Raw genomic sequence first — 19527 nt, 5'->3', positions numbered from 1 at the left:
GAGGGCAGCGGGCAGGTCATGATGGCTCCATGATCGCCTCGAGTCAGAAGCACTGGAGCGGCGACGTCGCCGAGCTCCTCCGGGCAGGGGACGACTTCGTCCTCGCCGACGTCGACACCCGCGCCACGCCCGGATACGGCGAAGACAAGGACCAGGCCGCGGAGGACCTCGCCGCTGGTGCCGCCGAGCTCGACGAGTACCAGGAGCGGCTGTTCGCCCGCAGTCGCGTCGACGCGACGAACGCCGCCGTGCTGCTGGTGCTGCAGGCGATGGACTCCGCGGGCAAGGGCGGCATCATCCGTCACGTGGTCGGCTCCGTCGACCCGCAGGGTGTGGCGCTCACGGCGTTCAAGAAGCCCACCCCCGAAGAGCTCGAGCACGACTTCCTGTGGCGCGTTGAGCGCAGGCTTCCCGAGCCGGGGTACATCGGGGTCTTCGATCGGTCCCACTACGAGGACGTCCTCATCGGCCGGGTGCGATCCCTCGCGCCGCCCGACGAGATCGAGCGCCGCTACGGCGCGATCAACGAGTTCGAGCAGCGCGTGGCCGACAGCGGCACCCGGATCGTCAAGGTGATGCTGCACATCTCGCACGGCGAGCAGCGCGACCGGCTCATGGAGCGACTCGAGCGGCCCGACAAGCACTGGAAGTACAACCCCGGAGACGTCGACGAGCGCGAGCTCTGGCCCAAGTACATGGCGGCGTACCAGACCGTGTTCGAGCGCACCTCGACCGATCACGCCCCCTGGTATGTCGTGCCCGCGGACCGCAAGTGGTACGCACGGCTGGCCGTGCAGCACCTGCTGCTCGAGGCGCTCGAGGACATCGACCCGCAGTGGCCGCTCGCGACGTTCGACGTCGAGGCGGAGAAGAAGCGTCTCGCCGCGAGCTGAACCCCCAGGCGCGCCGTGCGCCGCACGCCGCGTAGCCTGAACCGGTGAGCGACCACGACCCCGTCCGCGCGATCGCCGACGCGTACGTCAGAGAACTCGCCGCCCACGAGCCCGACGCCGCGGCGGCGATCGGCCTGGAGGGGCCGCCGCTGCCCGATCTCGGTCCGCAGTGGCTGCAGCGCAAGTACGCGCTGCAGGGCGAGACGCTGGTGGCGCTGGACGCGACGGACGGTGGTGACGCGGTGCTGCGCGCGGCGCTGCGTGAGCGCCTGGAGCGCGAGCGGCTGCTCTTCGACTCGGGGTTCACGGCGCGGCTGGTCGCCGGACTCGCCACGCCCGTGCACCTGGTCCGCTCTGCCGTCGAAGGCCTGACGGTGACGCCGGATGCCGCGGGCGAGGCACTGCTGCTGCGGCTGGAGGCGGCGCCGACAGCGGTGCGTCAGTATGTCGCGGCGCTGCGGTGGTCGCGCGACAACGCCGACCGCTTCGCGGGGTGGGCCGTCGCGCCGGTCCGCCAGCTCGACACCCTCACCGAGCAGGTGCAGTCGTGGATCGATCGCGACTGGTTCGGCTCGGTGCCCGTGGCGGACGGGACGCATTCCGCCGCCGCGGGCCGCGTCCGCGCCGCCGCCGACGAGACCGCGGCGGCGCTCGCCGAGCTCGTCGCGCTGCTCCGCGACGAGCTGCGCCCCGTCGCCCCGACCGAGGACGGGGTCGGTGCCGACCGGTACCCGGATCTGGCCGCCGGCATGCTCGGCGCCCGCGTCGACATTGCGGAGACCTACGCCTACGGCTGGTCCGAGCTGGCGCGGCTGGTCGACGAGGCCCGGACGCTGGCTCGCCGGCTCGGCGGCACGGGCGCGGATCCGGTCCGGTCCGCGGCGTCCGTGCTCGACGCCGACCCGCGCTACCGCCTCGACGGCGTCGGGGCGATCCAGGCATGGCTGACGCAGCGTGTCTCCGAGACGATCGATGCGGTTCGGCCGGCGTTCGACCTGCCCGTCGCCATCGGCAGCGTGGAGTGCCTCGTGTCCGAGGCCGCGTCGGGGGTCGTCTTCTACACCCCCGGAGCGCCGGACGGCTCGACGCCGGGGCGCGTCGTCTGGACGATCCCGAGCGGCGTGCCGGTCGCGGCGCGCTGGCAGGAGGTGACGAGCGTGCATCACGAGGGTGTCCCCGGTCACCACCTCCAGTTCGTGCTGACCGCCTCGTACCCCGACCTGCACCCGTGGCAACGTCACCTGTGTCACATCCACGGCTATGCCGAGGGCTGGGCCCACTACGCCGAGCAGCTGGCCGACGAGCTGGGGCTCCTCCGCGACCCGGCGGAACGGCTGGGCCTCCTGCTCGGGCAGATCTGGCGGTCGGTGCGGATCGTCGCCGACATCGGCCTGCACACCGGCCGGCCGATCCCACCCAACGCGCTCGTCGCCGAGCAGGAGTGGACGCCCGAGCTCGCCGAGCGGATGCTCGTGGAGTTCGCGCTCGTCGAGCCCGCCCTGGCCGGGTTCGAGGTGGATCGCTACCTGGGCTGGCCTGCGCAGGCGCTCGCGTTCAAGGTCGGTGCACGCCTGTGGACCGAGGCGCGCCGGGTCCGTCAGCAGCGGCTCGGCGACGGATTCTCGTTGCGCGACTTCCACCGCGACGCACTGGGTCTCGGACCGATGGGCCTCGACCCGCTCCGCGACCTGCTCGCCTAAAGGCCTCCGACGGCGGCTCTCCCGCGGTCATCCCGCACCACGACCCCGCCGCGCATCACGAAGTCGAGGCCGCGCAGGGCGCCGATGCCCGCGGTCGGGTCGTCGGGCATCGCGATGAGATCCGCGGCGTGGCCGGGGCGCAGCATCCCGTAGCGTCCTTCATCGCCGAGCCACCGCGCGGGCCCCGACGTGGCCGCGCGGATCGCGTCGGCCGCGCCCAGTCCGCCCTCCGCCATGTGCTCCAGCTCGCGCACGATGGCCGAGGTGCCCTCGAAGGCCCAGTACGGCGGCATGTCGCTGCCGAGCAGCACTTCCACGCCCGCCTCGAACGCGTGCCGGTACGACCGGAGATGACGGATGCCGGCGCCCAGCGAGCGCTCCGCCATCCACGCGGGCACGCCGAGATCGTCGAAGAACGCCTGTGCGCGGGTCACCACGAGGGTGGGCACGAGAGCCGTGCCGCGCTCGGCCATGAGCGCCGCCACCTCGGGCGTCAGCTCGTAGCCGTGCTCCACGCAGTCCAGGCCGAGCTCGACGGCGTCGGCGATGACCGCGGCGGGACCGGCGTGCGCCGTCACCCTGCGCCCCCAGGCGTGTGCGGTCGAGATCGCGGCGGCCATCTCGTCGCGGGTGAGCTGCGCCGTCGTGATCTGCTCGTGCTCGCCGGCGATGCCGCCCGAGACCATCAGCTTGATGAGATCGGCGCCGAGGGCGATCTGGCTGCGCACCCCGCGTGCGAAGGCGTCGGCGCCGTCGCACTCGAGGGTGTCGTCGGTGTCGTGGCCGTGCCCGCCGGTGCAGCACAGCGCCCGGCCGGCTGTGCGGATCCGGGGTCCGAGCACGTACCCCGTCTCGATCGCGCGCCGCAGAGCGAAGTCCGCCCCTGCCTTCTCGGCGACGCACCGGACCGTCGTCACGCCGGCGAGCAGCGTGCGCCGCGCAGCGTCGGCCATGTGGAGGGCGAGGTCGTGCGCGCCGAGGGCGCTCACCGCGTCGCCACCGGGCCCGGGGAGCGAGAGCGAGAAGTGGTTGTGCATGTTGACCAGGCCCGGCATGACGAAGGCGCCGCCGAGGTCGATCGTTCCGGTGCGCGCGCCGATCGCGTCCGCAGGTGCGACGGCGGCGATGACGCCGTCCTGGATCACCAGGGCGAGGCCGTCCCGCGGCGCCGACCCGTCGCCGTCGATCAGGCGAATGCCCGTGAGGACCGCGCTGCCCTGCACCGGGAGGTGGCCGGGTGCGGTCATGCGAGGGCGTCCACGATCGGCCGGAACTTGACGCGGGTCTCCAGCAGCTCCGCCTCCGGGTTGCTCTGTGCCACGATCCCGGCGCCCGCGTGCGCGACCACCGCGACGGTGTCGCCCGCAGCCGGGTTCCGGTCCTCCTCCGCCGGTCCCCGCTCCGGTCGGAGGGTGCCGACCTGCGCGCACCGCAGGGCGATCGCCCACTCGCCGTTCCCATCGCCGTCGACCCACCCCACGGGGCCCGCGTAGCGCCGCCGGTCGAACGGCTCGAGCCGGCGGATGAGGTCGGTCGCGGCATCCCGCGGCGTCCCCGCGACCGCGGCCGTCGGGTGCAGCGCCGCCACGAGGTCGAGCGCCGACGCGTGGTCGGCGAGGTCACCGGCGACATCGGTCGCCAGGTGCCAGAGGTTCGGCAGCTTCAGCGTGAACGGCTCGGGATCGGCCTGCAGGTGGCGCACGTGCGGGCGCAGCGTGTCGAGCACGCTCTGCACGGCGTAGCGGTGCTCCTCGAGGTCCTTGACGCTGTGCGAGAGCGACGCGGATGCCTCGGTGTCGCGGTGCGCGTCGGTGCCGCGCGGGATGGTGCCGGCGAGCACGCGTGCCGTCACGACACCGCGTGACGCGGTGACGAGGGTCTCGGGACTGGCGCCGATGAGTCCGTCGACCGCGAACGTCCAGGTGTCGGGGTAGTCGTCCGACAGCGCGCGCACGAGACGACGCAGGTCGGCGCCGACCGGGATGGTCCCGACGAGGTCGCGGGCGAGCACGACCTTCTCGAGCTCACCCGCGCGGATCGCGTCCACCGCCTGTCGCACCGCCGCCTGATACCCCGCGGGGTCCAGTGTGCCCGGGCCGAGCGTGGCCGACCAGTACGGTCCGTAGGGCGTCGGCTTCACCGTGGGCTCCGCAAGCGCCTCACCGGCGGTGCGGATCCGCGTGATCCACGATCGGCCGTGGTGTCGCCCGACGACGACCTGCGGGACGATCAGCCGGCTCGTGCCGGCGGACCGCTCGTCGAACACGAACGTCCCGAAGGCGACGAGCCCTGTGCCGGGAAGGCGCAGCGGGTCGTCGACCTCCGACGCCTCAGCGATGCGCCGCCAGGCGTCCGCGGGGGACGTGTCGTCGGCGGAGCTCCCGCGCGGGCCGCGCTCGTAGCCGCTCACCGCGCCGATCCCCACGATGCCGTCGCCCCTTCGCAGCCAGGCCAGCGGGTCGTCGGGGGAGGCGTACGCGAGAAGGTCGTCGACCAGGTCGATCTCGCGGGTCTCGACCACCAGCGCAGCCGGGCGGTGCGGAGATGTCACGGCTCCAGCCTAGACTCGCGTGGTGACCGACGACGCCGCGCAGCCCCGCCCCTCCGGTCCCGTCGAGCGTCCCGCAGCCGGGTCCGAGGTGCTGTTCCGGTGGCGCAAGTGGGACGGCTCCCCGCACTGGCTGCACGAGTGCGTCTACCTCGGCGTCGACGGCTGGGGCGAGTGGTTCGGCCAGCAGGCGGGCGATCGCAGCGCGCGCCCCGGACGCGAGGTCGTCGTCGCACACGACAACGTCACCCTCGTCCCGGCGACCGGCGACTACGCGTACACGTTCAACGCGCCGCCGAGCCGGACGCGCATCTACATCGACATCGCCTGGGACGTGCGCTGGCACGACGGAGAGCCGACCGGCATCGACATGGACCTCGACGTGGTGCGGCGGGATCCCGACGCCGCGTACGTCGATCGCGAGGGGATCCTGCGCCAGCCGGGCGACGTGTACATCGAGGACCGCGACGAGTGGGAGGAGCACCGCGCGCGGTACGACTACCCGCAGGACCTCGTCGAACGGCTCGAGGCGGTGGCACGGAGCCTCGAGCGCCGGGTCCGCGACGGCGAGCCGCCCTTCGACGAGGCGACCGCGGCCGGATGGCTCGCACGACTCGCGTCGCTCGATCGGCCGGGCCGCCGCGCCACCGCGACCGAAGCCTAGACTCGAAGCCGTGGCATCCGACCCCTCCGATCACGAGCCGAACCGCGCCGACCTGCACAAGGACCCGTCGAGCGTGAGCGGCATGTTCGACCAGGTCGCCGCCGGCTACGACCGCACGAACACCGTGCTCAGCATGGGCAACGACCGCCTCTGGCGGGCGGCGACCACCCGTGCGGTGGCGCCCCGGCGAGGCGAGCGCATCCTCGATCTCGCGGCGGGCACGGGCGCCTCGAGCGTCGCGCTGGCCGGCCGTGGCGCCGACGTGGTCGCCGCAGACTTCTCGCCGGGCATGATCGCGGAGGGCAGGCGGCGGCACGGCGGCATCCGGAACCTGTCGTTCGTTCAGGCCGACGCGACCGCACTGCCGTTCGCCGATGCCGAGTTCGACGCCGTCACGATGTCGTTCGGCCTGCGCAACGTCAACGAGCCCCAGCAGGCGCTGCGCGAGCTGCTGCGCGTCACCAGGCCCGGCGGGCGCCTGGTGATCTGCGAGTTCTCGCATCCGCCGTCGAAGACCTTCAACGGCCTCTACCGCTTCTACAACGACCGCGTGCTCCCCGTGGTGGCCAAGACCGTCAGCTCGAACGCCGAGGCGTACGACTACCTCAACGAGTCGATCCGGGACTGGCCCGATCAGCGCACCCTGTCGGCGTGGATCCGCGAAGCCGGGTGGACCGACGTCGCGTACCGCAACCTCTCGATGGGGATCGTGGCGCTGCACCGCGCCACCAAGCCGCGCGACAGGTAGCCGCCCGATCCCGCGAGCCGCGCCCGAACCCGCCCCCGGTAGGCTGGCCTTGTGACACCGACCGCGCCGGGCTCGCACATCGCGGGCAAGCTGGGCCTGACCGACCGCGTCTTCGCCGGCGCGCGCTCGCGCAGCCTGCTCAAGACGGTGGAGGCGGGGCTCAAACGCGTCGACGACGCCCTCGAGCAGGAGCTCCGTGTCACCGACGCGCTCGCCGACGCCACGAGCCGCTACCTCTACGACGCCGGCGGCAAGCGCGTGCGGCCCATGCTGGCCCTGCTGACCGCACAGCTCGGCGACGGCGCGACCGACGAGGTGATCGAGTCAGCCACCGCGCTGGAGATGACCCACCTCGGTTCGCTCTACCACGACGATGTGATGGATGCCGCAGATCGGCGCCGCGGCGTGCCCAGCGCGCACGCGGTATGGGGCAACAGCGTCGCGATCCTCACCGGCGACCTCCTCTTCTCCCGCGCGAGCCAGATCATGGCCCGCCACGGCGACCGCGCGATCAGGCTGCAAGCAGACACCTTCGAGCGGCTGGTGCTCGGGCAGATGCACGAGACGGTCGGGCCGGCCGAGACGGACGATCGCGTCGAGTTCTATCTGCAGGTCCTGTCCGACAAGACCGGCTCCCTGATCGCGGCGGCGGCCCAGGCCGGCGTCATCTTCTCGAACGGCCCCGAAGAGTTCGAAGGCGCGTTGATGACGTTCGGCGAGAAGGCCGGTGTCGCCTTCCAGCTGCTCGACGACGTCATCGACCTGTCCGCCGATCCCGACGAGACCGGCAAGGTGCCCGGCACCGACCTCCGTGCCGGCGTGCCGACCATGCCCTACCTCGTGCTCGGACAGCGGACGGATGCCTCGTCCCTCGCGCTGCGCGACCGCATCGACGAGGGCGTCGCACGCATCGCCGACGGGGCCGACCCGTCGCTTCTGGACGAGCCGCTCGCGCAGCTGCGGGAGCACCCTGCGACCGAGGCGACGCTGGACCTCGCCCACGCGTGGTCGCAGCAGGCGGTCGACGCACTCGAACCGCTGCCCGACGGCGCGGTGCGCGAGGCGCTGACCCGGTTCGCACAGGCCGTCGCGGATCGCTCCAGTTGACCATCCCAGCCCCTGAGCCCGTCGAAGGGCGCGCCCCCCGAGCCCTTCGACACGCCCACGGGCCGGCCCCACGCGGGGCCACGCCTCCCGAAAGGACCACCATGACCAAGCTCCGGCTGGCGATCGTCGGCGCAGGCCCGGCGGGCATCTACGCGGCAGACATCCTGCTGAAGGCCGAGCGCAAGTTCGACGTGTCGATCGACCTGTTCGAGCAGCTGCCGGCGCCCTACGGGCTGGTCCGCTACGGCGTCGCGCCCGACCACCCGCGCATCAAGGGCATCATCACGGCGCTGCGCGAGGTGCTCGATCGCGGCGACATCCGCATCTTCGGCAACGTGCGCTTCGGCGAGGACATCAGCCTCGAGGACCTCAAACGGCACTACAACGCGGTGATCTTCGCCACCGGCGCGATCCGCGACACCGATCTGGACATCCCGGGGATCGACGCTGTCGGCTCGTACGGCGCGGCGGACTTCGTGAGCTGGTTCGACGGGCACCCCGACGTTCCCCGCGAGTGGCCGCTGGATGCGGCATCCGTCGCCGTCATCGGCAACGGCAACGTCGCACTCGACATCTCGCGCATGCTCGCCAAGCACGCCGAGGACCTGCTGCCGACCGAGATCCCCGACAACGTGTACGAAGGCCTCAAGGCCTCGCCGGTCACCGATGTCCACGTCTTCGGTCGACGCGGTCCCGCGAACGTCAAGTTCACGCCCCTCGAGTTGCGCGAGCTCGGCGAACTGCGAGATGTCGACATGGTCGTCTACGACGAGGACTTCGACTACGACGAAGCCTCTCGCGCGGCGATCGCGAGCAACAAGCAGGTCATGGTCATCGACCGTGTGCTGCAGTCGTGGCGCAAGCGCGACTCGGTCAACAACGCCGGCGGCACGGCCTCGCGCCGGCTTCACCTGCACTTCTACGCCAAGCCGATCGAAGTGAAGACGGATGCCGCCGGCCGGGTGTCGGCCCTGGTCTACGAGCGGACGCGGCCCGACGGCGAGGGCGGGGTGGTCGGAACCGGCGAGCTGCGCGAGGTCCCCATCCAGGCGATCTACCGGGCGGTCGGGTACTTCGGCTCGCCGCTGCCGGGTGTGCCGTTCGACAAGAAGCACGGCGTGATCCCCAATCGCGAGGGTCAGGTGCTGAGCAAGGACTCCAACCAGCGCGTCAACGGCGTCTACGCGACCGGGTGGATCAAGCGCGGACCCGTCGGTCTCATCGGGCACACGAAGTCCGACGCGATGGAGACCGTCCGGCATCTGATCAACGATCAGGGCACGTGGTGGCAGCCCAGCGACCCGTCGGAGGAGGCGATCCCCGAGCTGCTCGCCTCCCGCGGCGTGAGGTGGACCGACCTCGAGGGCTGGCACCGTCTCGACGAGCACGAGATGGCGCTGGGCGCGCCCCGCGAGCGCGTGCGCATCAAGGTGGTCCCGCGCGACGAGATGGTGACGATCTCGCGCGGGGAATGACCGCTTCCGCGGGCTTCCGCGGGTGGACGTGCGCCGTTGCCGTGGGTGCCGGGCGACGTGAAGACGCGCGGATCTGTCCCCCGAAGAGGGGACAGCGGACCTCTTGCCCGCCAGGTTAACATTTAGGGGAGATGTCCCCAGCATCTCAGGGAAGGCCCTCCCCAAGAATCCTTCCCAAACCGTCGTCAGGCGCCGCTAACCGGGGGGTTGGTGAGCGAGAGCAGACGGCGACAGGCCCCGGGTGTCCCCAGCACCCGGGGCCTTTTACGTCGGCCGATCATCTCGGCGACCGCGCGAGCGTGCGCATGATGAGCAGATACGTCGTCAGCGACAGCACGAAGCCGAGCAGGTACACGGTCATCTCCTGGACGAGGAACCTGCTGTAGTCCAGGGTCCCCTCCGCGACAGCGGGTGCGCCCTGCCCGACGAAGTACGCGAGCGTCTGCCCGGCGGCGTAGACGGCGAGCAATGCGAGGACAGCCAGCAGGGCGAGCCAGATCCGGGTCCGCCACACCGCTCCCACTGCCGCCATCGCCGTGGTGGAGGTCCAGCCGGGCGTTTCGGGATCGAGCCATCCGTTCACCTTCGGGATGAGGATGATCGCCGCGATGAAGGCGGCGTTGAGCAGCGTGCTGCCGATGCCGACCAGCGAGACCCCGCCGGTGTCGCCGCGGACCAGGCTGGGGATCAGCAGGATGACCAGCACCGGCAGCGTCGCGACGACGGCCGAGAGGACGGCCCGGAGAAAGCGCATGGCCCGAGTGTAGGGGCGGCCGCGCGGCGGCTGCGGTGAGGACCCACGGGACCTTGGCCCCGCAGCATCCGACCGCCGCGGCGCACGCTGTGAGCATGACCGGAACACTCACACCAGGCGTCGCCCCTGCGCCGCAGCGGAGCGGGGGGACCGCCACGATCGTCGGGATCGTGCTGCTCATCGTCGGACTGCTCGTCGCCGCCGGTGGCGGGGCGGTTCTCTTCGTCGGGGTCGCCGCGGCGGGCATCCAGGGGATGCAGGCAGGCGACGGATACATCTCCGCGGGCGGGATCGAGATGTCGACGGACTCGTACGCGCTCACGTCGCCCGCGCGGGACGCGCTGACGATGCACGGCGACGTGTCGAATCTGCCGTTCGACGTCGCGGCGCTGAGGTTGACCGTGGAATCGGCCGACGAGCCCGTGTTCGTCGGCATCGCCGCGCAGGCCGACATCGATCGCTACCTCTCGGACGTCCAGCACAGCGAGGTGCGCCGCCTCGACTTCCGCTCCGACGTCCGCTACCGCGAGCACGCCGGCTCGGCGCCGTCGGCCGCCCCGGGCGATCTCGACATCTGGATCGCGTCGGCGAGCGGATCCGGGCCGCAGGAGGTCACGTGGACACTGACCCCCGGCACCTGGGGGATCGTCGTCATGAACGCGGACGGCGCGCCCGGCGTCGATGTGGAGATGAGCGCGGGAGCGCGCAGCGACCTGATCGCCCCGGCGGCGACGGCGCTGCTGGTGCTCGGGGGCATCCTGCTGGCGGTCGGGACTGCGGGGGTCATCGCGGGTGTCGTACTGCTGGTCGTCGGTCAGCGCGGGCTGCGCTCGCCGGGCGACGCGGGTGCGGGCCGGCCGCCGCGAATGCCACAGCAGAGCTCGCCGGTCTGACGCCGCTCTCGAGGGTCCGCGGCGCCTCAGGCGGTCAGCGCGAGGAGCGCGGACGCCACCGCGCGAGGCGCGGACTGCTGTGCGACGTGATGGTGTCCCGGGATGACCACGAGGTCGGCGGCGCGCGCGTTCTCACGAAGCCGGCGGCACCATTCGAGTCCCGCGATCGGGTCCGCGCCCCCGCGGATGATGAGCAGCGGCACCGTGAGCTCGGCGACACGATCCTCCAGGCGGTACGCGAGCATGTGACGCAGCTGCGTCAGATACCAGCGGGGGCCGCAGCGGAGGTAGTCGCGCAGCACGATGGCGTTCACCGTCGGCGGCTCCAGCAGCGTGTCGAGGGCGAGGGCGCTCGACTGCCGCAGGATCGTGCGGTGCCGTTCGTCGGCGACCGGACCCATCGCGACGACGGTGGTGACGATCTGCGGACGCTGGACGGCGGTCTCGACCACCCACTGCGATCCCATCGAGTGTCCGAGCAGGACGACGGGCCCGAGCTCCAGTCCGGCGAGCACCTGACCCAGCGCGCGCGCCATCGCCGGCACGTCGAGGTCCACGCCCGGCTTGGGCAGGCCGCCGAAACCGGGGAGGTCGATGGAGACGACCGTCCGATGGGCCGAGAGCTCGTCGTGCAGGCGGGACAGGTACCGGTGGGAGACCCCGATGCCGTGCACGAGCACGACGGGCGGGGCGTCGGCGTCCGGCCGGGCGGAGGACAGCACCCGGAAGGCCAGCCCGTCGACGTCCACCCGCCGGGCGACCGGCCGCTGCCTCGGGCTCCGTGTCGGCCGCGTCTCGGGTTCGGTCAGCGGGTCTTGCTCCGTCAGCACCATGGTCCCATGCTACGAACCCGCGATGGGATGGACGCGGTGGTCAGATCGGCCAGTCGGTCTGGGAGATCGGATCCCCGTCGCCGTCGCCCTCCGGGCCGAGGAGCTCCGCGTCGGGGATGGTGATGCGCTCGATGAAGACCGCGACTCCCGGACTCACGAGCACCGCCTTGGCCGAGTGCGTCGAGGTGCCGGGCAGGTCGACGATCCCGCCGCCGGCTCGGATGGCGTCGGTCAGCTGAGCGAGCACCGCGTCCTCGTCCACGCCGTCAGGCAGCCGGAACACGTGTTCACCGATGGTCAGCTCCGTCGCGTACACGGACCCTCCAGACCCTTCTCACGTCCGGGACACGCTACGGAGCGTGACGCCCGCCGTCGCGGGGGTTGCGCGGCGGGACCCGGAGATGCATCCTGTGCGCCCTGCGGCATCCGCTGCCGACGTGGCCGCGGGACCGGCGTCCGCGTGAGTGCTCAGCCCACCAGCTCTTCCTGCGTGGCCCCGTTCTGGCTCGGCGGCAGCGCCGGCTCCGGCACCAGGTACAGGCCGGATGGCGAGTTCGCCGTGTGCGCGAGCGCGTCGATCCACGCGGGGTTCAGCTGGGGCTTCTTGCTTCCGTAGTACTTGTAGACCAGGACCGAGCGCGGGTGCACCCAGATGGTGGTGCGCCCGTCGCCGACGCTCACGTCGTCGCGCCAGGTGAAGTGGAACGGCTCACCCCGGCGCAGCTTCGACCCGATCACGACCTGCAGATGCGCCAGCGTCCGATCGTCGAAATCGACCTTGACGGCTCCCTCGTAGATCAACTTGCCCAACGCTCACCTCCGCCCGCGCCGCCGGGACACGTCGAAAGGCACGTGGGAAACGGTGGCGTCACTCGTCATCGTCCTCTCCGGGTCCGGCCACGGCTACCCCTTGACAGCCGGGCGTTCGTCCCCGCGAGTCGCCAAGACACGCCGGGCCCGAGGCATCCGTCCCGCGTGTCTTGGCGAGTCGGGTGTGGCGGGGCGCGCCGACCGCTGTGTGGGCTGCGTTGTGGGCTGCGGTGCCCGCGAGTCGCCAAGACACGCCGGGCGCGAGGCATCCGTCCCGCGTGTCTTGGCGAGTCGGGTGCGGCGGGCGCGCCGACCGCTGTGTGGGCTGCCTTTGGGGCTGCGGTGCCCGTGAGTCGCCAGGACACGCCGGGCCCGAGGCATCCGTCCCGCGTGTCTTGGCGAGTCGGGTGCGGCGGGGCGCGCCGACCGCTGTGTGGGCTGCGTTGTGGGCCGCGGTGCCCGCGAGTCGCCAAGACACGCCGGGCGCGAGGCATCCGTCCCGCGTGTCCTGGCGAGTCGGGTGCTGTGGGCGGGTGCTGCGGCGGGTTTCTGCGTGCTGCGTGCGCCGCGCGCCGCGCGCGGTGGGGAGTGCGGTGCGGATGCCGCGTCAGCGAGTCGCCGAAACACGCCGGGTGGGGGCATCCCGTCCGGCGTGTCTTGGCGACTCGGGTGCTGCGCGGTGCTCCGCCTGCTTCGCGGTAGGAGCGCGGTTCGGATGCCGCGTCAGCGGTAGTTGACGAACTGGAGGTCTACGTCGAGGTCGGCGGCCTTGAGCAGGCGCTGCACCTCCTGGAGGTCGTCGCGAGACTTCGACTGCACACGCAGCTCGTCGCCCTGGATCTGCGACTTCACCGACTTCGGCCCCTCATCGCGGATGATCTTCGAGATCTTCTTCGCGTTCTCGGAGGAGATGCCGTCTTTGATCGTCGAGGTGATGCGGTACTCCTTGCCGCTGGCGACCGGGTCGCCGGATTCGAGGCTCTTCAGCGAGATGCCGCGCTTGATGAGCTTCGACTGGAAGACGTCGAGCACCGCCTTCGCGCGCTCCTCGGAGTTGGCCTTGATGAGCACGGCCTCGCCGCTCCACTCGATCGAAGCCCCGGTGCCCTTGAAGTCGTACCGCTGCTCGACCTCCTTGCGGGCCTGGTTGAGTGCGTTGTCGGCCTCCTGGTGGTCGACCTTGCTCACGATGTCGAACGAGGAATCTGCCATGACCCAAACCTACCGGCCGGGGCCCCCTGCCGTCTGCCGGTCGTCCAGGCCGGGTCGCCGGGCCGCGCGTCTGGTCGTCCCGCACATCGTGAACGGTGCCGCGCAGCGGTGACGGGCAACGGCGTCGCATCGGCCATAGCGGCTGTGCAAGCGGTTCCACAACACGCGAAGGTCACAGCCAGATATCGATTCGAGCGGGTCGTGTTGCCCCTTGCCGACTCGTGAGGCACAATGTAAGCGCTTGCAGTATTGCGGGCCCGGAACAACGGTCTTCGTCCTCCGTGCGGAGGCCGGCACTACACCAGCACTCAAGAGAGGCACCCACCAATGAAGGTGAACAAGAGGAGCATCGCTGCTTTCGGCGCGATTGCTGCCGTTTCCGCGCTGACCCTCGTCGGCTGCGCGAGCGGCGGCGACGCGGACTCCGGTGAGGAGAACGAGTCGGCAGGCGAGATCACGGTCTGGGTCGACGCAGACCGCGCGGGCGTCCTCGAGGACGCGGCGAAGGACTTCACCGAGGACACCGGTGTGGCCGTCAACCTCGTCCAGAAGGAGTTCGGCGAGATCCGCGACCAGTTCGTCCAGCAGGTTCCCACCGGCGAGGGTCCCGACGTCGCGGTGGGCGCGCACGACTGGCTGGGCACGCTCGTGACCAACGGTGTCGTCGCTCCCGTCGAGCTCGGCGATGCTTCGGGCGACTTCGAGCAGGTCGCCATCGACGCGTGGAGCTACGACGGCCAGGTCTACGGCGTCCCGTACGCGATCGAGAACATCGGCCTCCTGCGCAACACCGACCTTGTTCCCGAGGCTCCCACCTCCTACGACGACATGATCGCCAAGGGCCAGGCCGCGGGCACCGAGTACGCCTTCCTCGTCGGTCTCGACCCCGAGGCCGCCGACCCGTACCACCTGTACCCCTTCCAGACCTCGTTCGGCGCTCCCGTCTTCGGCAGCAACCCCGACGGCAGCTACAACGCCGGCGACCTGCAGATCGGCAACGCGGGCGGCCAGGCCTTCGCGCAGTGGCTCGCCAGCCAGGGCGCCGCGGGCACCGGCGTGCTGAACACCAACATCTCGGGCGACCTCGCCCGTGAGAACTTCGTCGCGGGCAAGTCGCCGTTCTTCCTCACCGGCCCGTGGAACGTCCCGGCTGCCGAAGAGGCGGGCCTGAACCTCGCCGTCGACCCGATCCCGTCGGCCGGCGGCCAGGCAGCTCAGCCGTTCGCGGGTGTGCAGGGCTTCTTCCTCAGCTCGGAGAGCGAGAACAAGCTCGCCGCCACGGAGTTCCTCGTGAACTACATCGGCAGCGAAGAGGTGCAGACCGCGCTCTACGAGGTCGGCGGCCGCACCCCGGCGCTCACCTCGGCCTACGAGGCGGCCGTCGCGGCCGACCCGATCACCGCGGGCTTCGGCACCGTGGGCACCGACGCCGTCCCGATGCCGAGCATCCCCGAGATGGGCTCGGTGTGGCAGTACTGGGGCGTGACCGAGGGCGCCATCATCAACGGCTCCGGCGGTGACCCGGTCGAGCTGTGGAACAAGATGTCGTCCGACATCCAGGGCGCCATCCAGTAACCGGCATGCCGGGGCGGCGTCCGCGCGACGCCGCCCCGGCGATCACTTTCCCCGCAGTTTCGAAAGAGGAGCGATGGCGACCCCGACGATTGACCGCGACGCTGCGGTCGAGACACCCCCCAGCAAGAAGTCGAGGCGCGCCGCCCGGATCGCCGAGGCGGCCGGAGCGGGGTGGAAGCTCCTGATCTTCAAGGTCGTCGCCCTCGGCCTCATCGACGCGCTCGCGCTGTACGCGGCGCTGGTCCTCTTCCAGAGCGAGCAGTGGGTCGCCGCGATCGCCGTCCTGGTCGTGACGGGCGTGGCGAACTGGGTCTACTTCAGCCGAGGGAATCTGCCCGCGAAGTATCTGATCCCGGGCCTGATCTTCCTCCTCATCTTCCAGATCTTCGTCGCCGGCTACACGGCCTACATCGCCTTCACCAACTACGGCACCGGTCACAACGGCTCCAAGGAGAGCGCGATCAACTCGCTCATGCTCTCCGCCCAGGAGCGCGTGCCGGACTCGCCGGCCTACGAGCTGACGATCGTCGAGCAGCTCGGCGAGTACTCCTTCCTGGTCACGAACCCCGACGGCGACGTCGAGCTGGGAGGCGTCGACCGCCCGCTCGAGCCGGTCGACAACGCCGAGATGGACGGCGGCAAGGCCGTCGCGCTCCCCGGCTACAACACCCTCAACTTCTCGCAGATCGTCGCCAACCAGGAGGCCATCGCCGCGATCGCGGTGCCGATCAGCGAAGACCCCAACGACGGGTCGCTGCGGACTCCGGACGGCTCTGTCGCCTACGTCTACCTCTCGAGCCTCGAGTACGACGAGGCGGCCGACACGATGACCGACACCCGCACGGGCACGGTCTACAGCGACGTCGGCACCGGCGCGTTCACGTCCCCCGACGGCGAGGAGCTGATGCCGGGCTGGCAGATCACCGTGGGGTTCGACAACTTCGTGCGAGCCTTCACGGAGGAGTCGATCCGCGCGCCGTTCTTCTCGGTGCTCACGTGGACCTTCGTGTTCGCGTTCCTATCGGTGTTCACGTGCTTCGCCATGGGCCTCTTCCTCGCGATCGTCTTCAACGATCCGCGGATGAAGTCCAAGAAGTACTACCGCCTCATCATGATCCTCCCGTACGCCTTCCCGGGGTTCCTGTCGGCGCTGGTATGGGCGGGCATGATGAACCAGGAGTTCGGCTACATCAACGTCGTCCTCTTCAATGGGGCGGACATCCCCTGGCTGACGAACGAGTGGCTGGCCAAGTTCAGCATCCTGCTGGTGAACCTGTGGCTCGGGTTCCCCTACATGTTCCTCATCTGCACGGGCGCCCTGCAGTCCATCCCGGACGACGTCCAGGAGGCCGCGAAGGTCGACGGCGCGAGCGCCTGGCAGATCTTCAAGAGCATCAAGCTGCCGCTCCTGTTCGTCGCGGTCGCGCCGCTGCTCATCGCCTCGTTCGCCTACAACTTCAACAACTTCAGCCTGATCTACATGCTGACCGGCGGCGGGCCGCGCGACGTGACGGCCGACGTCAACGTCGGCGCCACCGACATCCTCATCACGATGGTGTACAAGGTCGCCTTCGTGGGATCGACCGCCGACTACGGCCTGGCCAGCGCGTTCTCGATCATCATCTTCCTGCTGGTCGGCACGATCTCGGTCATCGCCTTCCGACGCACCAAGGCCCTCGAGGAGCTGAACTGACATGAGCGGCACCCAAGACTCCGAGAAGAAGTCCACGCTCCAGGAGTTCGGCGAGAGCGTCGGACGTGCGGAAGCCCTGATGGCCGCCCCGGCCGCCATCGACGGCTTCGACGCGAAGGAGGGCGCCGGCGTGCGCGGCGAAGGCCCCATGCCCCGTCGCCCCTTCAAGCGATACTTCCGCGAGACCGGATGGCGCCACCTCATCGGCATCGCCGTGGCAGTGTTCGCGATCTTCCCGCTGCTGTACGTCTTCTCCGCTTCGCTGAACCCGGGTGGCACCCTGCTGACGGCGAACGCGTTGTTCTCCAACGTGAGCCTGCAGAGCTACATCGACCTGTTCGGCAGCGAGCGGCAACCGTACGGCGCCTGGTTCCTCAACACGCTGGTGATCGGCCTCGCCACCGCCGCCGGCACGGTGATCCTCGGTGCGCTGGCCGCGTACTCGTTCTCGCGCATGCGCTTCACGGGCCGCCGGTTCGGGCTGACGACGCTGCTCGTCGTGCAGATGTTCCCGCAGATGCTGGCGATGGTCGCGATCTTCCTCCTCATGGTGCAGATCAGCGAGATCTTCCCCGCCATCGGCCTGAACACCCAGATCGGCCTCATCATGGTCTACCTGGGCGGCGCGCTCGGCGTGAACACGTACCTGATGTACGGCTTCTTCAACACCATCCCGTCGTCGATCGACGAGGCGGCCAAGATCGACGGCGCCGGCCACGCGCGCATCTTCTTCACGATCATCCTGCGCCTGGTCGCGCCGATCCTCGCGGTCGTCGGGCTGCTGTCGTTCATCGGCACATCCAGCGAGTTCGTGCTGGCGAGCATCATCCTGATCGATCCCGACAAGCAGACGCTCGCCGTCGGCCTGTACAAGTTCATCTCGGACGAGTTCTCCAAGAACTGGAGCCTGTTCGCCGCCGGCGCGGTGCTCGCGGCCGTGCTCCCGGTGGCGCTGTTCCTGGCGCTCCAGCGCTACATCGTCGGGGGCCTCACCGCGGGCAGCGTGAAGTAGCGGATGCCGGGGCTCCCACGCCCCGGCATCGGCCGGGGTCTGCTCGCCGCAGGCGTCGTGTCCGCCGTCCTCGCGCTCGCGGCGTGCGCCGCGCCGCAGGCCGCTGACGCCGACCGCGCGGCGCCGGACGTCGGCATCCAGCTCTTCCAGCTGCCGTGGACCTCGATCGCCGAGGAGTGCGAGTCGACGCTGGGGCCGAACGGCTTCGCGTGGGTGCTGACGTCGCCGCCGAACGAGCACGTCGACCTGCCGCAGTGGTGGGCGTCGTATCAGCCGGTGAGCTACCAGCTGGAGTCCCGCCTGGGCACACGCGACGAGTTCGCCGACATGGTGGATCGCTGCGGTGCCGCCGGCGTCGAGGTGATCGCCGACGCGGTCGTCAACCACATGACGGGTCAGGATGCCCCGGGCGCCGGGTTCGCGGGAACGCCGTACGAGCACTACGCGTACCCGGGGCTGTACGGCCCCGAGGACTTCCACCACTGCGGGCTCACCACCGACGACGACATCCTCGACTACGACTCGCGTGAGCAGGTGCAGACCTGCGAGCTGGTGAACCTCGCCGACCTCGACACCGCCAGCCCGCGCGTCCGGCAGACGATCGTCGGCTACCTCGACGATCTGCTCTCGCTGGGCGTCGCGGGATTCCGCATCGACGCCGCGAAGCACATGGCGGCCGACGACGTGGCTGCCGTCGTCGCAGAGCTTCCCGAGGGCACGCGCGTCATCAGCGAGGTGATCCGCGGCGCCGGCGAGCCGGTGCAGCCCGAAGAGTACGCCGGCTTCGGCGAGGTGTTCGAGTTCACCTATGCGCGCGACCTGTTCCCCCAGCTCGAGAGCGGCGTGTTCGCCGAACCCGAGCGGGAGGGTGACCGGCCGCTGCATGTCCCGTCCGACGCGGCGGTCGTGTTCATCGACAACCACGACACCGAGCGCGGGGAGGCCGATGTCACCTATCGCGACGGACCGCTGTACGTCATCGCCAACGTCCTCATGCTCGCCGACGACTACGGGACGCCGATCGTCTACTCGGGCTACGCGTTCTCGGATCGCGACGCCGGTGCGCCGGCCGCGCCGGACGGGACCGTGTCTCCGGCGAGCTGCGCCGACGCCACGGGCCCGGCCGGGTCCTACACCGACGGCGAGCGCACGTGCGTGCAGGCCTGGCCGGCGATCGGGGGCATGCTCGAGTTCCGCGCGGTCGCCGGTGACGCCGCCCGCCTGAAGGGCGTGGACGAGGGCGACGCGTACGGGTTCGAACGCGAGGGCCGCGGTGTCGTCGCCGTCAACGTCGGCACGGAAGAGCAGTCCGTCGAGATCCCCACCTCGCTTCCGGCGGGGGAGTACTGCGACGTCGTGACCGGTGGCCGGGAAGCGGCGGACGGCGACGGATGCCGCGGCGCGGGGTACACCGTCGCGGACGGCGTCGCCCGATTCGAGCTCGCTCCGCTCGGCGCAGCCGCGATCCACCTCGGGTCGCGGCGCTGAGGCGAGGCATCCGATCCCGTGACAGGATCGATGACCGACAACTGAACAACAACTCAAGGGCTCTGTCATGGCCGTCGCCGTGCAACCACGTCGCACCGATCTCGCACCCGGCGCGTCCGCGC

General features: G+C 70.7%; 18 protein-coding genes. 11 read left to right on the top strand and 7 right to left on the bottom strand.

The genetic code is table 11. The annotated features are described in order from the left end of the window. Positions 1 to 29: 29 nt before the first annotated feature. Complete coding sequence (locus IR212_RS13655; RefSeq protein ID WP_194396422.1) at positions 30 to 893, top strand: PPK2 family polyphosphate kinase; 864 nt, start codon at positions 30 to 32, stop codon at positions 891 to 893. Positions 894 to 937: 44 nt separating this feature from the next. Then, entirely contained in the window at positions 938 to 2593 is a 1656-nt protein-coding gene (locus IR212_RS13650) for a DUF885 domain-containing protein (protein WP_194396421.1), read from the top strand. Here IR212_RS13650 and IR212_RS13645 read toward each other — a convergent pair. Then, positions 2590 to 3840: an amidohydrolase family protein gene (locus IR212_RS13645; protein WP_194396420.1), complete on the bottom strand. Its 1251-nt coding sequence runs from the start codon at positions 3838 to 3840 to the stop codon at positions 2590 to 2592. The two genes, IR212_RS13650 and IR212_RS13645, sit on opposite strands and share 4 nt — an antisense overlap. Next, on the bottom strand, positions 3837 to 5144 hold the full coding sequence (locus tag IR212_RS13640; protein ID WP_228479330.1) for an isochorismate synthase: 1308 nt from the start codon (positions 5142 to 5144) through the stop codon (positions 3837 to 3839). Before IR212_RS13640 ends, IR212_RS13645 begins: the two co-directional genes overlap by 4 nt. A gap of 22 nt (positions 5145 to 5166) precedes the next feature. Here IR212_RS13640 and IR212_RS13635 point away from each other — a divergent pair, with 22 nt between their 5' ends. The 4 genes from IR212_RS13635 (at position 5167) to IR212_RS13620 (ending at position 9135) form a co-directional block, all read left to right on the top strand. Further along, positions 5167 to 5805: a DUF402 domain-containing protein gene (locus IR212_RS13635; RefSeq protein ID WP_194396419.1), complete on the top strand. Its 639-nt coding sequence runs from the start codon at positions 5167 to 5169 to the stop codon at positions 5803 to 5805. Between the two features lie 10 nt (positions 5806 to 5815). Further along, positions 5816 to 6553: a demethylmenaquinone methyltransferase gene (locus tag IR212_RS13630; protein WP_194396418.1), complete on the top strand. Its 738-nt coding sequence runs from the start codon at positions 5816 to 5818 to the stop codon at positions 6551 to 6553. 51 nt (positions 6554 to 6604) lie between these two features. After that, positions 6605 to 7660 carry a polyprenyl synthetase family protein gene (locus tag IR212_RS13625; protein ID WP_194396417.1) on the top strand — a complete coding sequence of 352 codons (1056 nt, stop codon included), beginning with the start codon at positions 6605 to 6607 and terminating at the stop codon, positions 7658 to 7660. A 101-nt stretch (positions 7661 to 7761) separates the two neighbouring features. After that, entirely contained in the window at positions 7762 to 9135 is a 1374-nt protein-coding gene (locus IR212_RS13620; protein ID WP_194396416.1) for an FAD-dependent oxidoreductase, read from the top strand. A 277-nt stretch (positions 9136 to 9412) separates the two neighbouring features. Here the strand turns inward: IR212_RS13620 and IR212_RS13615 are convergent, their stop codons facing one another. Then, positions 9413 to 9889 carry a hypothetical protein gene (locus IR212_RS13615; RefSeq protein ID WP_194396415.1) on the bottom strand — a complete coding sequence of 159 codons (477 nt, stop codon included), beginning with the start codon at positions 9887 to 9889 and terminating at the stop codon, positions 9413 to 9415. A 95-nt stretch (positions 9890 to 9984) separates the two neighbouring features. Here IR212_RS13615 and IR212_RS13610 point away from each other — a divergent pair, with 95 nt between their 5' ends. Beyond that, positions 9985 to 10782, top strand: a complete 798-nt coding sequence (locus tag IR212_RS13610) for a hypothetical protein (RefSeq protein WP_194396414.1) — start codon at positions 9985 to 9987, stop codon at positions 10780 to 10782. 26 nt (positions 10783 to 10808) lie between these two features. Here IR212_RS13610 and IR212_RS13605 read toward each other — a convergent pair whose 3' ends face one another. The 4 genes from IR212_RS13605 to IR212_RS13590 all read right to left on the bottom strand — a co-directional run bounded on the left by IR212_RS13605 (position 10809) and on the right by IR212_RS13590 (position 13637). Next, positions 10809 to 11615 carry an alpha/beta fold hydrolase gene (locus tag IR212_RS13605; protein WP_194396413.1) on the bottom strand — a complete coding sequence of 269 codons (807 nt, stop codon included), beginning with the start codon at positions 11613 to 11615 and terminating at the stop codon, positions 10809 to 10811. A 40-nt stretch (positions 11616 to 11655) separates the two neighbouring features. Beyond that, on the bottom strand, positions 11656 to 11931 hold the full coding sequence (locus tag IR212_RS13600; RefSeq protein WP_194396412.1) for a hypothetical protein: 276 nt from the start codon (positions 11929 to 11931) through the stop codon (positions 11656 to 11658). A gap of 152 nt (positions 11932 to 12083) precedes the next feature. Beyond that, positions 12084 to 12425, bottom strand: a complete 342-nt coding sequence (locus tag IR212_RS13595) for a DUF7882 family protein (RefSeq protein ID WP_194396411.1) — start codon at positions 12423 to 12425, stop codon at positions 12084 to 12086. A 723-nt stretch (positions 12426 to 13148) separates the two neighbouring features. Next, positions 13149 to 13637 (bottom strand): YajQ family cyclic di-GMP-binding protein, encoded by a 489-nt coding sequence (locus IR212_RS13590; protein ID WP_109211358.1) that lies wholly within the window; start codon positions 13635 to 13637, stop codon positions 13149 to 13151. 327 nt (positions 13638 to 13964) lie between these two features. Between IR212_RS13590 and IR212_RS13585 the strand changes: the two genes are divergently transcribed. The 4 genes from IR212_RS13585 (at position 13965) to IR212_RS13570 (ending at position 19405) form a co-directional block, all read left to right on the top strand. After that, positions 13965 to 15212, top strand: coding sequence for a sugar ABC transporter substrate-binding protein (locus tag IR212_RS13585; protein ID WP_194396410.1), 1248 nt, complete (start codon positions 13965 to 13967; stop codon positions 15210 to 15212). A gap of 73 nt (positions 15213 to 15285) precedes the next feature. Continuing rightward, a complete protein-coding gene (locus tag IR212_RS13580) occupies positions 15286 to 16905 on the top strand; it encodes an ABC transporter permease subunit (protein WP_194396409.1) in 1620 nt (539 codons plus the stop codon). A 148-nt stretch (positions 16906 to 17053) separates the two neighbouring features. Next, positions 17054 to 17917, top strand: a complete 864-nt coding sequence (locus tag IR212_RS13575; protein ID WP_228479570.1) for a sugar ABC transporter permease — start codon at positions 17054 to 17056, stop codon at positions 17915 to 17917. Between the two features lie 3 nt (positions 17918 to 17920). Then, positions 17921 to 19405 (top strand): alpha-amylase, encoded by a 1485-nt coding sequence (locus tag IR212_RS13570; RefSeq protein ID WP_228479329.1) that lies wholly within the window; start codon positions 17921 to 17923, stop codon positions 19403 to 19405. Positions 19406 to 19527 lie beyond the last annotated feature (122 nt).

Origin of the sequence: Microbacterium atlanticum, from assembly GCF_015277815.1 — a bacterium.
In the GTDB taxonomy this organism is placed as follows: domain Bacteria; phylum Actinomycetota; class Actinomycetes; order Actinomycetales; family Microbacteriaceae; genus Microbacterium; species Microbacterium atlanticum.
This window is presented reverse-complemented; position numbering and strand designations above follow the sequence as displayed.

Excerpts from the sequence above, each read along its gene's own strand:
- IR212_RS13655 (WP_194396422.1), top strand. The coding sequence starts at position 30 with ATGATCGCCTCGAGTCAGAAGCACTGGAGCGGCGACGTCGCCGAGCTC.
- IR212_RS13645 (WP_194396420.1), bottom strand. The coding sequence starts at position 3,840 with ATGACCGCACCCGGCCACCTCCCGGTGCAGGGCAGCGCGGTCCTCACG.
- IR212_RS13620 (WP_194396416.1), top strand. The coding sequence starts at position 7,762 with ATGACCAAGCTCCGGCTGGCGATCGTCGGCGCAGGCCCGGCGGGCATC.
- IR212_RS13615 (WP_194396415.1), bottom strand. The coding sequence starts at position 9,889 with ATGCGCTTTCTCCGGGCCGTCCTCTCGGCCGTCGTCGCGACGCTGCCG.
- IR212_RS13610 (WP_194396414.1), top strand. The coding sequence starts at position 9,985 with ATGACCGGAACACTCACACCAGGCGTCGCCCCTGCGCCGCAGCGGAGC.
- IR212_RS13605 (WP_194396413.1), bottom strand. The coding sequence starts at position 11,615 with ATGGTGCTGACGGAGCAAGACCCGCTGACCGAACCCGAGACGCGGCCG.
- IR212_RS13590 (WP_109211358.1), bottom strand. The coding sequence starts at position 13,637 with ATGGCAGATTCCTCGTTCGACATCGTGAGCAAGGTCGACCACCAGGAG.
- IR212_RS13585 (WP_194396410.1), top strand. The coding sequence starts at position 13,965 with ATGAAGGTGAACAAGAGGAGCATCGCTGCTTTCGGCGCGATTGCTGCC.
- IR212_RS13580 (WP_194396409.1), top strand. The coding sequence starts at position 15,286 with ATGGCGACCCCGACGATTGACCGCGACGCTGCGGTCGAGACACCCCCC.
- IR212_RS13575 (WP_228479570.1), top strand. The coding sequence starts at position 17,054 with ATGCCCCGTCGCCCCTTCAAGCGATACTTCCGCGAGACCGGATGGCGC.
- IR212_RS13570 (WP_228479329.1), top strand. The coding sequence starts at position 17,921 with ATGCCGGGGCTCCCACGCCCCGGCATCGGCCGGGGTCTGCTCGCCGCA.